Origin of the sequence: Citrobacter sp. NCU1 (assembly GCF_010231475.1) — a bacterium.
In the GTDB taxonomy this organism is placed as follows: Bacteria; Pseudomonadota; Gammaproteobacteria; order Enterobacterales; family Enterobacteriaceae; genus Citrobacter_D.
This window is the reverse complement of record NZ_NRDO01000059.1, coordinates 1-11353: the sequence shown is the minus strand read 5'-3', so window position 1 is coordinate 11353 and position 11353 is coordinate 1. Positions and strand designations below refer to the sequence as shown.

Here is an 11353-nt window from a genome sequence, read left to right as displayed (position 1 = left end):
ACAATACGAGCCGGTGATCGGCATTATGGGTAAAACCGGAGTTGGTAAAAGTAGTCTTTGCAACGCCCTGTTCCAGGGTGAGGTAACACCGGTCAGTAGTGTTGAGTCCTGCACCCGCGACATGCTGCGTTTCCGGCTCAGCAGTGGCTCCCACAGTCTGATGATGGTCGATTTACCCGGCGTGGGTGAAAGCGGGCAACGTGACGAGGAGTACACCACGCTTTACCGCCGGATCTTACCCGAACTGGATTTGGTGTGTTGTGGGTCATCAAAGCTGACGATCGGGCATTGTCTGTGGATGAGCACTTTTATCGAAAGGTCATGCTGGCGTATCAGCACCGGGTGTTGTTTGTGATTAATCAGGCCGACAAGGCCGAACCCAGCCACGAATGGAACATCACCGACAACATGCCTTCCCCGGTTCAGAAGTTAACAATTGAAGCCAGGCGTGGCGCTGTCCGGCGGTTGTTTATGCCGCATCATCCGGTCTGTGTGGTGTCGGCCAGAACTGCATGGGGGCTGGATGCGATGGTGGAAATCATGATGCGTTGTCTGCCTGACCGGGCCACCAGCCCACTGACAACCCAGTTGCATGGGTGGCTCTGCTCTGAACCGGTAAAAAAGCAGGCACGCGAGCGCTTCAGTGAGGCGGTGGGAAAGGTGTTTGATACGGCGGAGTCGTCGTTTATTCCGGCTCCACTGAAAACAGTCATCCTTACTGTTCGCAACACGGTGATGTCGGTGGCACGGGCCGTCTGGGACTGGATATTTTTCTGATATCGTTATTTTTCTCAACGAATGATGGACCGTCTGTTAATGATTTGTTGATTGTGGACATGTCCTGTCCACTGGGTTTTATCATCAAGCAAAGCAGGAGTCCCATCATTATCTGTCAGACGAGTTCTCACAAGCCCGGGGCGTTAATAAAAAATAGTTCCGACGTTGTCCATACCCTGTCCACCCCTTCATTTAAAGTAATCAGCATTAATTCAGATAGTTAACTTCTCAGGAGAAATCTTTCATGACGCTTCAGGAGCGGCGACATGACCGGCTTGCCGTCAGGTTGTCGTTGATTATCAGCCGCCTGGTGTCCGGTGAAACGCTGTTTATTCGCAAACTGGCAACTGAATTCGGGGTGTCAGAGCGCACTCTGCGTCGGGACTTTCGGGAACGTCTGATGTATCTCGATCTGGATTATCACCAGGGACAGTGCAGTCTGCGCTCAGACATTCACAGTACGCGGCAGGAAATAGATATTCTGACCTTTGTCCACCGTACGGGGCTGACCGGGGTTTTCCCTGGTTTTGACCGACGACTGGTCAGCTGCCTGCTGGACTGCGATGATCGACCATGTCTGGTCTGGCATCATGACAGGCCTCACCCCCCGGCAGGAAAGCTTTCCTTCTACAGGCTGGTCAGAGCCATCTCAGGACGTCAGCGTATCTCTCTTCTGAATGAAGGGGAACGTCATGAGGCTATTGCCCCTTATCGACTAATCGCTCTGGACAGTTACTGGTATCTGGTCGCTGAGCATAATGGACAATTATGTGTCTTCCGGCTGGATGAGATTCATCTGGTGAGGTCATCCCGGGAGACGTTTATCCGCAGTGAGTTTCTCTATCAGTTGTCGGAGGACAAACATTTTATCTGTGCCTTACCCCATTTCCGTTTTATTCAGCAGTCTCTGAACGCATTTTCTCCATCGGTAAGCCACGGGCAACCAGGACAAACTGATTAGAAATTGTATCCACAATCGAAAGTAAGGTTAATGCAATGAAAAAATTAAAATTATTTTCTTTACTGCCTCCCGTATTGCTCCCCTTGCTTATGGCAGGTAATACCCACGCAGCACGTCCTTACGGCGGCTTTTTGCCTGCTGCAGTGAATGATAAGAATGGAAATATATTCTGGTGTGACGCCCACCGACAGGTCAGAAAACTGTGTTCAGCGATCGAAGTCGATTCAAAGGGATGGTTTATTGTTGTTCGCTCAAAACCCTCCAGTGATTGCCCGGGAGGAAAGTGGGGCTGGATCAACCCTGACAAGGGAGATGTGGCAACAGGGTATACCATTACGCCCGATAAAGAATTTAATCTGACCATGAAGGATATGTGCAGTCCGGAGATGAAAGTGACATTTCGTCCGAATAAAAAGGATCCGAATTATGACGATCTCGTCGGGATTTATGCAGGGAAAGAAGCGTTTCGCTATAAACAAATAAAATAATACCAGTAAACACGTTGATGATATTCATCGCAATAGCTGTCCTTATGCCGGTCAACGCCCACAGAACGTATGGTGGGTTAAAAACAGATTATGAGTTGACTCATTTCTGGTGCTGACCGGTACAACTGGTATTGCTGGTCTGACAAATAGCAAACACATGTGGTGAATCAATCCATCCGTTTATTTATTACTTTATCGTTTTCATCAACAGAAGGCTTTATTACCTGATTTGAGGACAACATTATGCGACTGCCTTACGTAATATTCACAGCAGCGACACTGGCTTCTGTATCAACAGCACATGCCATTCCCAATATGTGGACGAGTGGTTTTGGAATGGGGGTTACAGAGTACATTATCAGTAGCCCTGAAAAGGTGGTTTTTAACCTCAACTGCACCGGTAACCCGGATGAACAGAGCATTCTGCAGCATGGCGTATTAGTGACTTTGCCAAATGGTTCGATGCTGGATTCTCACGACGCCGGGACAGAAATAACGGTGGTCATGGATAGCAGTCAGTACCCATTACCTTCATCCCTCGGCTGGCGAAATGGCGATAACGCCTGGGTGTCATTTATTGACGCGCTGGGTCAGGCGGCGAATTTCGATGTTTACGTCAACGATAATAAAGTTGGCTCCTTCAGCCCGGGTCTGAAGAATACGCAAAAAGAACTGTCTGACCTCAGTGGCTGCCGGACCACACACTACAGCGATTAATTGTTCACATTTCTGGCTCTCCAGCCAGTAATCCACATACGCCAGGTTGCACACAGGCCATGTTCCTTCGGGGACATGGCCTTTTTGTTTTTATTCCATACACAGATAAGGATCTTTCCCATGCGATTAGCCAGCCGCTTTGGCCGTATAAACCAGATACGCCGTGACCGGCCTTTGACTCATGAAGAGCTGATGAGTAATGTGCCCAGCGTGTTCGGAAGCGACAAGCACACGTCACGCTCAGAACGCTATACCTACATCCCGACCATCACCATCCTCGAAAGCCTCCAGCGCGAAGGTTTTGAACCGTTCTTTGCCTGCCAGACTCGCGTGCGTGACCAGAGTAAGCGGGAGCATACCAAACACATGTTGCGCCTGCGTCGTGCCGGGCAACTCATGGGCCATCAGGTACCGGAAATCATTCTGCTCAACAGCCATGACGGCTCATCAAGCTATCAGATGTTGCCGGGGCTGTTTCGTGGTGTCTGTACCAACGGCCTGGTCTGCGGTCAGTCGTTTGGCGAAGTGCGGGTACCGCATAAAGGTGATGTCGTCGAGAAGGTGATTGAAGGGGCTTACGAAGTGCTCGGCGTGTTTGACCGGGTGGAAGAGAAGCGTGATGCCATGCAGTCGCTTGTGCTGCCAGACCCGGCCCGTCATGCACTTGCAGATGCCGCACTTAAGTATCGCTTTGGTGAGGAACACCAGCCGGTCACGGTATCGCAGTTGCTGACTCCGCGTCGCCGGGAGGACTACAGCGATGACCTATGGACCGTATACCAGCGCGTGCAGGAGAACCTGATGAAAGGAGGTCTGTCAGGGCGAACCGCTCAGGGGAAAAGCAGCCGCACCCGTGCTGTTACCGGTATTGATGGCGATGTGAAGCTCAACCGCGCCCTGTGGGTTATGGCAGAAAACATGCTCGAGTTTTTCGGGCGTTAAACAACAGTACCGGCATAAGGAGATAATTTAATGGATACACAAAATCATCAGTTCGCTGAGCTGACAGCAATTACCGCCTCAGTGGTCCCTGACGAGTTACGCATCGGCTTCTGGCCGCAGCACTTTGGCTGCATACCGCAGTGGATAATCCTTGAGCCGACTGTCTTCGCGTGGATGGACCGCTTCTGCGCGGACTACAGCGGCGGCATCTGGCACTTTTACACGCTGAGCAACGGCGGTGCGTTTATGGCCCCGGAAGTGGAGAACAATGAACCGTGGTCGCTGTTCAACACGATGAACGGCAACGGTGGTGAACTCAGCGCCGAAGCTGCCGGAATTGCCGTCTGTCTGATGACTTACAGCCACCACGCCATGTGCACCGACTGCGACGCCATGACGGAGCACTACTACCGCCTGCGGGACTACGCGCTCAGTCACCCGGAATGCAACACCATCATGCACATCATCGACTGAGGTCAGCCGCTATGGAACAACAGTTACCACTGTTTGCCCGTGAATTAGCCCCTGCCGACCAGCAGATAGTCAGGGAAGCTTTAACCCTGCTGGAGTGCCAGCTACGCGAGCCCGGCGCGTCATTTACCTCCAGTAGCTCAGTACGCGACTGGCTGCGTCTGCAGTTCGCGTCACTGGAGCGCGAAGAGTTTACCGCACTCTTCCTCGATAACCAGCATCGTCTGATAGCCCATGAAACGCTCTTTACCGGCACCATCAATCATACGCAGGTCCATCCCCGGGAGGTGGTGAAAGCGGGGCTGAAGCATAACTGTGCCGCTGTCATAGTGGCCCATAGCCATCCCTCAGGGGAGGCTGAACCCAGGAAGGCCGATCGTCAGGTCACCACGCGTATTCAGCAGGCGCTGGACCTGGTGGATATCCGTCTGCTGGATCATCTGGTAGTCGGCGGCATGGAAATAGTTTCATTTTCTGAGAGAGGCTGGCTTTAAGAAGGAAAATAGCGATGAAAATCATCAGTAAATGTCAGGCGATGGCGATATACCGCCAGCATCCGCAGTCCCGGCTGTTTCGCTTCTGCACGGGGAAATACAAATGGTCCGGCAGCGTCTGCCACTATGCCGGACGGGAGGTGCAGGATATCACCGGCGTGCTTGCAGTCTTCGCGGAACGCCGTCAGGACCGCAACGGCCTGTATGTTGTCCTGCGCAGCGTCACGTTGAATTAACACACGTTTAAGGAAGGCTAAATTGTCGAATCAAATACCGGCAGTAAACCACGATATCGCTGAACCCTGGTGGGGTCTTCAACCCAATATCACGCCCTGTTTTGGCGCTCGCCTGGTACAGGAGGGCAACAGGCTGCACTATCTCGCCGACCGTGCCAGTATCACCGGTCAGTTCAGCGACGCGGATTTGCGCTATCTCGACCAGGCGTTTCCGCTGCTGTTGAAACAACTTGAACTGATGCTCACCAGCGGTGAACTCACCCCACGGCATCAGCACGGCGTCACGCTCTATGCAAAAGGGCTGGTATGCGAGGCGGATACCCTCGGCAGTTGTGGTTATCTCTATATCGCGATTTACCCGACACCTGCAACAACCGCTTAAACTTTCGTACTGCTTCCTCTCGTTTTAACCCATCAGCTAAGAGATCCAACTATGCAAACTCAACCTGTTCCCTCGACACAGGAGGCTTCACCACGCCCGTCACCCGTGGAGATCTGGCAGCGCCTCCTGAGTCACCTGCTGGAGCACCACTACGGTCTGACGCTCAACGACACACCTTTCTGCAACGATGGCGTGATTCACGAGCATATTGACGCCGGTATCTCACTGTGCGACGCCGTGAATTTTATTGTGGAAAAATACGATTTGGTTCGCACCGATCGTCATGGCTTCAGTGCCGAAACACAGTCGCCGCTTCTCACCAGTATCGATATTCTCCGCGCCCGCAAAGCCACCGGGCTGATGACCCGCAACAGCTACAAAGTGGTGACCGATATCACCACCGGCAAATACCGTGGGGTGCAGCAATGAAGTTATCCCTGACGGTAGAAGCTGATGCCATCAACGTTCTGGCCCTGAATGCGGGCCGGATTGCTGTGGATATTGACGGAATTGAACTGGCCGACCTGATTAACATGGTCTGCGACAACGGCTGCAGGCTGCGGATTGCCGATGAACCGGGTAAGGCAATCGTTGAATCACCACTGCCGCCCTTTACGTCATTACCGGGGATAAGCTGCAGCACCGCGCACATCACGGCGGAAGACAATTCGCGGCTGTATACACTGTCGCACCAGGATATTGATTTCGGCGAATCTGAATGGATCCATTTTTCTGGCTCCGGCTACCTGATCCGCCTGGAGGCGTGGTCATTTCCGGTCTTACGCCTCAAACGCCTCGGTCTGTCGAAAGCCTGTCGTCGGCTAGTGGTGACGCTTATGCGTCGCTACGCCGTTGGTATTGTTCATCTGGATGCCTTTGGCGAAGTGCTGCCGGGCTTTGCCACCTTTGACTGGTAACCCAGCCTCAATCACTACAAGGTTTTCACATGCCGGAATTAACCACCGAAGCCGCTCTCAACATTCTGATTGAGTGGCTGCAGGACAACATCGATTGTGGCAGCGAGATTATTTTCGATAACGATGAAGATAATACGGATTCGACAGCGCTGTTGCCCTGGATTGAACGTGCGCGTCAGGACGTTCGCGATCTCCATCATCTTCAGCGTCTGCAATAGACCAGAACCAGTTAGCCGCCGCCCCGACTCATTACCCCATACACGTGCCAGCCCTCACCGGCTGGCGCTTTGCTTTATATAAGGAAAGAAATGATGTCAGAACTGACTCTTACCGAACCCGAGGTTTTAATCGGCCACACCGACGTGATTTGCTCCACCCGTATTGAACGCATCGTCACCGGACGTAATGCCGCACTAAAACAGATCGAGCAGCTCATCCAGCAACTTGATGCCATTTCACGGCTAACCTCAGAAATTGGCGGTGGTGCAGCGCAAGATTGGGCAATGAAAGTCGGGTACCGTTACGATAGTTGGATGACTGAAAATGCTGATAAAGCTCTGCCTGCTATCACCCGTAATATCGACCGCAGTATCTGGCGAGACTTGATGCTGAAGTCCGGCATGATGGCCTTGATGGATGCTCAGGCTCGCGACCAGTGGCATAAGAACCTTGAGGAGGGCGACCTCCCTGCAATCGATGAGGCGAATATCCTCAGCACCTTTGAGCAGTTACATCTCAACAAAATGGATGTCTTTGAACGTGGCATTATCAATGTCTTCAAAGGGCTGTCGTGGGATTACAAAACTAATAGGCCCTGCAGTTTCGGTAAGAAGATCATCGTCAGCAATCTGGTGACGCATAACCACTGGGGATTCAGTCTGAACTGGGGCTGGCGGCGGGATCAACTAGCGGACCTGGAGAGAATGTTGTTTCTACTGGATGGTAAACCGATACCCGACAACCGTGGCGATGTTACTACTCGATTGATGGATCATATTCGGGCCAACCCGTCGAAGGATGCTTACGAAGATGATTTTTTCAGTATCCGTTACTTCCAGAAGGAAACAGCGCATATTACTTTTAAACGGTACGACCTGACAGAAAAGATGAATGATATCGTGGCAAAACACTCTCTAGGGATGTTGGAGGCGAAGTGAGAGCCGCTTCGTTCGCAAGCCTGGGATATGTGTGGTCCTCGCGGGAAAGTTTGTTAATATAGCATTCCTAGCATTGGAATGCTTAAAGGAGCTGGTTCTTATGCCGATCCCCGAACATCCTAAGATCTATCATATCCTTCATCTGGATAGACTTAAGTCAGTTATCGCTGAAGGTTTGTTGTCAGATGAACAAATTTCAGTTCGTGATGATGCAGGTACAATGATCGGTATGAGCAGTATAAAACGACGTCGGCTGTATGAGCTGGCGTTGGAAAGCCACCCAGATCTGCATGTAGGGCAATGTGTGCCATTTTATTTTTGCCCTCGCTCAGTAATGCTATACCTGATATACAGGGCCAATCATCAGGAACTGACCTATCGTGGCGGCCAAGATCCGATATTGCACCTCGAGATGGACCTCTATTCTGTTATAGCTTGGGCAGAGGAACATAATCAGCGATGGGCCTTTACATTATCTAATGCTGGATCATTTTACTTTGAAGACCGCTGCCAACGAGAGCAGCTCGTAGAGCTTAACTGGGAAGCGATACAAACTAACCAATGGAGTGGTGGAAATGGCATTAAAGAAGCAAAACAGGCAGAGTTTTTGATTGAACGAAACTTTCCCTGGCATTTAGTTGAACGTATCGGGGTTCATTCTCCGTTGATTTATCAGCAGGTTGTTAACATGCTGCCGCCAGGTGGGCACCGACCTCCTGTTGAGATAAAACGCGAATGGTACTACTGATGAGGACTTCAGAATGATTGAATACAGACATGGTGACATCCTTCAGTCGGAAACCGAGGCTATCATCAATACTGTCAACTGCGTAGGAGTGATGGGCCGGGGTATTGCATTGCAGTTTAAAAATGCCTACCCGGATAATTTCAGAGCCTATGCTATTGCTTGTAAAGCAGAACAAGTTGTCCCTGGTAAAATGTTTGTCTTTGAAACCCGGATGCTAACTGGACCTCGTTACATAATCAATTTTCCAACCAAACGTCACTGGAAGGGCAAAAGTCGGATTGAGGATATCGTTGCGGGTCTGGATGACTTGGTAAGTATTATTCAACGTTATAATATTCGCTCGATTGCTATCCCTCCTTTAGGGAGTGGGTTGGGGGGATTGGACTGGAATGAGGTCAAACCTCTTATTGAATCTGCCGTCCAGTCGCTGGAGGCAGTGCAGATAGAAATTTATGAGCCCAAAGGCGCTCCTTCATCGGATCGTATGGTGCATAAAACGGAAGTACCCAAGATGACACCTGGTAGGGCTGCACTGGTGGAATTGATGCAGCGTTATCTCAATGGATTATTAGATCCATTCATCTCGTTGCTTGAACTTCATAAGCTGATGTATTTCATGCAAGAATCTGGTGAGCCGTTACGCCTTAAATATCAAAAAGCGCATTATGGACCTTATGCCGAAAATTTGAGACATGTACTAAGTGCTATTGAGGGACATTTGGTTTCTGGCTATTCAGATGGTGGTGATATTCCTGATAAGCAACTTACTCTGGTACCAGGTGCTGCAAAAGAAGCTCAAATGTTCCTTGAGCAACGGGAAGATACCTTATATCGCTTTCAGCGAGTCTCTGAGCTTGTGGATGGATTTGAGTCTCCATTTGGACTGGAATTGCTTTCAACAGTCCATTGGACACTAAGGCATGAATCGCTGAAATCATCTGAAGAAATAGCGGAATACATTTATTCCTGGAACGAAAGAAAACGGAAATTCACGTCAAGACAGATATCGTTAGCTATCGATACTTTGCATCGTAAAGGCTGGATCAGCTCTGGCGTAACTCAATGAAATACATGGCCTATGTAGTAGGGATCCTCATAGGCCATGTATTAATGCTATCGACTGCCGAATTGAATTTTGACCACGTTATCTGGTAGTGCAACGGGTCTATGAGCAACATTCTGCTGGATAAAATCGCCCCAATTTAAAAATAAGTTTCTCAGCTTCTCTGCTTGCTGCCCAACCTGATATGTTCGAATTAGTCGATCTTTAGGTACATGGTTCAATAAAAGTTCGATCAAACGCTCAGGCGCATCCAGATACTCGGCACATCCGGTAGCGACGCTTCGGCGTAAATCATGAGGAGAAAAGGGATCAATCTCTCCCATATATTTAGCGCGTACTCGCTCCAAAGCGCGGGTAAGAGCATCGCCGGTTATAGAAAACCCCGGTTTGCAGGTGGAACCAAAGACATAAATCCCTTCAGTAATTAGCCGTTGTTCTTCTAGCAAAGAAAGGGCTGATGGGTGCAGCGTAACTATGTGGTTTTTACCATTCTTCGTCGCTGGGATAGTCCAGCGATCACCATTGAGTTGATCCCATCTCATTCCAGCCGCTTCAGAGCGGCGAACACCCGTGTAAATAATTAAACGTAGTGCATTTGCTACTGATTGAGATAACACGACACTCGAAGCCAGTCCACGGCCACCTGAAACGATAGAACCACCGCCTGTAGCCGCTTCATCCAAAACGTTCCAGAGCATCTGTAGCTCCTCTTGTGGCAGCCAACGTTCGCGGGGTTTACTCATTGATGCACCAAACATTGCAGGTTTGAGTAAACGGGCTGGGTTATGCTCGATTAGTCCTTGTAAACTTGCATGATCGAGCGTCATATTGAGGATTATTAATCCCTTGCGTACGGCTTCTGCGCTATTTTTTCTAACTTTGCTAAGGTGTTCGAAAAGTACCGATCGAGTAAGATCATCAACACGTCTCTCACCTAATGCTTTTTCAAGGTGACGGTGGTAAGCGCCTTCATAGTCGGTAAGGGTGCGGGCACTAATGGGCTTACTTTCTTTTCTGAATGTCAGCCAATTTTTCCACAATTCGGAAAATATTGGCATCTGCTCATTTTGCTGTTTCTCAATTTTTTTTGCGTAACGGGGGTCAATTCCCTTTTTTACGAAGTCAGTGGCTTCAGCGTGGGCTTGGCGAGCCTGTGCCAACCCCATAGCGGGATAACTACCCAATGTTAATTTGATCTGTTTTTTTGCAATCCGGTAGCGATAAATCCAGCTTTTGCTTTCACTACCGTAGCGGACACGAACATAGAGGCCTCCACCTGCTTTTGATTTGACAGAGACAACAATTTCTTTCTCAACTTCTGTTGCGGATAGCGATGCTACTTGTCTGTCTTGAGTGATGTTGAGCGCCATATTCAGGTCCTTTTTGAGGTACACTCCAGGGTACACAATTAGCATGATATCAGGGGAATAAAAGAGAAACGATAGAAAACATATTCGTTGTCTATTTAATTGATTTTGATTGTTTTTATTGGGTTTTAAAAACGGTGGTAAACATGCTGAAACAGGGGTTTAGTCAGTTCGTAATGCGAAGGTCGTAGGTTCGACTCCTATTATCGGCACCATCAAAATCAAGCAATTACTTACTAATTGACCTATTATCACACAAACAAAATATTTCCATGTAACTGCTGATGTAAGTGAATTTCTTCAACGAAAATCAACGTTATCTCGCTGCCAGCATTTCCGGATAGTGCTTCAAGGCGACATTGTTCATTTTATCTACAGGCCATGTCGTTAAAGGTGATATGTTCGGTATCCTGCCACCAACAGCCTAATCTTCCTGCCCCTGCTCGATACGCTTCCAGACTTCCAGGAACTCCTGTAATTCTGGGTCAGCCCTGTCTGCCGCAACAGCTTCAACACGTGGCCGAAACTTATCGAGATCGATTAATTTGACCATATCCTTAATATTTATCCGTGTGTAGTGGTCAACAAAAACTGGCCACCGCTTTAGAGTTTTTCCAGTATCGACTTTCCGAT

16 protein-coding genes and 1 pseudogene are annotated in these 11353 nt (G+C 49.5%); 15 read left to right on the top strand and 2 right to left on the bottom strand.

Translation table 11 applies throughout. From position 1 onward, the window contains the following. The 15 genes and pseudogenes from CJP72_RS18135 to darG all read left to right on the top strand — a co-directional run. Positions 1-777: pseudogene (locus CJP72_RS18135) on the top strand (GTPase family protein); the annotation flags it as partial. 244 nt (positions 778-1021) lie between these two features. Next, positions 1022-1738 (top strand): WYL domain-containing protein, encoded by a 717-nt coding sequence (locus tag CJP72_RS18130; RefSeq protein ID WP_162382732.1) that lies wholly within the window; start codon positions 1022-1024, stop codon positions 1736-1738. Positions 1739-1773: 35 nt separating this feature from the next. Further along, positions 1774-2226 carry a hypothetical protein gene (locus tag CJP72_RS18125; protein ID WP_162382731.1) on the top strand — a complete coding sequence of 151 codons (453 nt, stop codon included), beginning with the start codon at positions 1774-1776 and terminating at the stop codon, positions 2224-2226. A 243-nt stretch (positions 2227-2469) separates the two neighbouring features. After that, positions 2470-2943, top strand: a complete 474-nt coding sequence (locus tag CJP72_RS18120; RefSeq protein WP_162382730.1) for a hypothetical protein — start codon at positions 2470-2472, stop codon at positions 2941-2943. 120 nt (positions 2944-3063) lie between these two features. Beyond that, on the top strand, positions 3064-3885 hold the full coding sequence (locus CJP72_RS18115) for a DUF932 domain-containing protein (RefSeq protein WP_162382729.1): 822 nt from the start codon (positions 3064-3066) through the stop codon (positions 3883-3885). A gap of 30 nt (positions 3886-3915) precedes the next feature. After that, entirely contained in the window at positions 3916-4359 is a 444-nt protein-coding gene (locus tag CJP72_RS18110) for an antirestriction protein (protein ID WP_162382728.1), read from the top strand. An 11-nt stretch (positions 4360-4370) separates the two neighbouring features. Continuing rightward, entirely contained in the window at positions 4371-4850 is a 480-nt protein-coding gene (gene radC, locus CJP72_RS18105) for a RadC family protein (protein WP_162382727.1), read from the top strand. A 14-nt stretch (positions 4851-4864) separates the two neighbouring features. Next, positions 4865-5086, top strand: a complete 222-nt coding sequence (locus CJP72_RS18100) for a DUF987 domain-containing protein (RefSeq protein ID WP_162382726.1) — start codon at positions 4865-4867, stop codon at positions 5084-5086. 22 nt (positions 5087-5108) lie between these two features. Next, a complete protein-coding gene (locus CJP72_RS18095; protein WP_193568777.1) occupies positions 5109-5468 on the top strand; it encodes a type IV toxin-antitoxin system YeeU family antitoxin in 360 nt (119 codons plus the stop codon). A gap of 51 nt (positions 5469-5519) precedes the next feature. Next, entirely contained in the window at positions 5520-5897 is a 378-nt protein-coding gene (locus CJP72_RS18090; protein WP_162382725.1) for a TA system toxin CbtA family protein, read from the top strand. After that, positions 5894-6385: a DUF5983 family protein gene (locus CJP72_RS18085; RefSeq protein ID WP_162382724.1), complete on the top strand. Its 492-nt coding sequence runs from the start codon at positions 5894-5896 to the stop codon at positions 6383-6385. The genes CJP72_RS18090 and CJP72_RS18085 overlap by 4 nt, the downstream gene beginning before the upstream one ends. A 29-nt stretch (positions 6386-6414) precedes the next feature. Continuing rightward, positions 6415-6603: a DUF957 domain-containing protein gene (locus tag CJP72_RS18080; RefSeq protein WP_162382723.1), complete on the top strand. Its 189-nt coding sequence runs from the start codon at positions 6415-6417 to the stop codon at positions 6601-6603. A 93-nt stretch (positions 6604-6696) separates the two neighbouring features. Next, a complete protein-coding gene (locus CJP72_RS18075; RefSeq protein ID WP_162382733.1) occupies positions 6697-7542 on the top strand; it encodes a DUF4942 domain-containing protein in 846 nt (281 codons plus the stop codon). A gap of 100 nt (positions 7543-7642) precedes the next feature. After that, positions 7643-8290: a type II toxin-antitoxin system toxin DNA ADP-ribosyl transferase DarT gene (gene darT / locus CJP72_RS18070; RefSeq protein WP_162382722.1), complete on the top strand. Its 648-nt coding sequence runs from the start codon at positions 7643-7645 to the stop codon at positions 8288-8290. A 13-nt stretch (positions 8291-8303) separates the two neighbouring features. After that, positions 8304-9356: a type II toxin-antitoxin system antitoxin DNA ADP-ribosyl glycohydrolase DarG gene (gene darG / locus CJP72_RS18065; RefSeq protein ID WP_162382721.1), complete on the top strand. Its 1053-nt coding sequence runs from the start codon at positions 8304-8306 to the stop codon at positions 9354-9356. 47 nt (positions 9357-9403) lie between these two features. Here the strand turns inward: darG and CJP72_RS18060 are convergent, their stop codons facing one another. Further along, positions 9404-10723 (bottom strand): tyrosine-type recombinase/integrase, encoded by a 1320-nt coding sequence (locus CJP72_RS18060; RefSeq protein WP_162382720.1) that lies wholly within the window; start codon positions 10721-10723, stop codon positions 9404-9406. 421 nt (positions 10724-11144) lie between these two features. Beyond that, a partial coding sequence (locus CJP72_RS25610) for a hypothetical protein (RefSeq protein ID WP_238340105.1) occupies positions 11145-11353 on the bottom strand: 209 nt, incomplete at its 5' end.

What these genes read in the sequence shown, in the direction of transcription:
- CJP72_RS18115 (WP_162382729.1), top strand. Translation starts at nt 3,064, where the DNA reads ATGCGATTAGCCAGCCGCTTTGGCCGTATAAACCAGATACGCCGTGAC.
- CJP72_RS18060 (WP_162382720.1), bottom strand. Translation starts at nt 10,723, where the DNA reads ATGGCGCTCAACATCACTCAAGACAGACAAGTAGCATCGCTATCCGCA.
- CJP72_RS18085 (WP_162382724.1), top strand. Translation starts at nt 5,894, where the DNA reads ATGAAGTTATCCCTGACGGTAGAAGCTGATGCCATCAACGTTCTGGCC.
- CJP72_RS18120 (WP_162382730.1), top strand. Translation starts at nt 2,470, where the DNA reads ATGCGACTGCCTTACGTAATATTCACAGCAGCGACACTGGCTTCTGTA.
- radC (WP_162382727.1), top strand. Translation starts at nt 4,371, where the DNA reads ATGGAACAACAGTTACCACTGTTTGCCCGTGAATTAGCCCCTGCCGAC.
- CJP72_RS18125 (WP_162382731.1), top strand. Translation starts at nt 1,774, where the DNA reads ATGAAAAAATTAAAATTATTTTCTTTACTGCCTCCCGTATTGCTCCCC.
- CJP72_RS18090 (WP_162382725.1), top strand. Translation starts at nt 5,520, where the DNA reads ATGCAAACTCAACCTGTTCCCTCGACACAGGAGGCTTCACCACGCCCG.
- CJP72_RS18110 (WP_162382728.1), top strand. Translation starts at nt 3,916, where the DNA reads ATGGATACACAAAATCATCAGTTCGCTGAGCTGACAGCAATTACCGCC.
- CJP72_RS18080 (WP_162382723.1), top strand. Translation starts at nt 6,415, where the DNA reads ATGCCGGAATTAACCACCGAAGCCGCTCTCAACATTCTGATTGAGTGG.
- darG (WP_162382721.1), top strand. Translation starts at nt 8,304, where the DNA reads ATGATTGAATACAGACATGGTGACATCCTTCAGTCGGAAACCGAGGCT.
- CJP72_RS18130 (WP_162382732.1), top strand. Translation starts at nt 1,022, where the DNA reads ATGACGCTTCAGGAGCGGCGACATGACCGGCTTGCCGTCAGGTTGTCG.
- darT (WP_162382722.1), top strand. Translation starts at nt 7,643, where the DNA reads ATGCCGATCCCCGAACATCCTAAGATCTATCATATCCTTCATCTGGAT.
- CJP72_RS18075 (WP_162382733.1), top strand. Translation starts at nt 6,697, where the DNA reads ATGTCAGAACTGACTCTTACCGAACCCGAGGTTTTAATCGGCCACACC.
- CJP72_RS18100 (WP_162382726.1), top strand. Translation starts at nt 4,865, where the DNA reads ATGAAAATCATCAGTAAATGTCAGGCGATGGCGATATACCGCCAGCAT.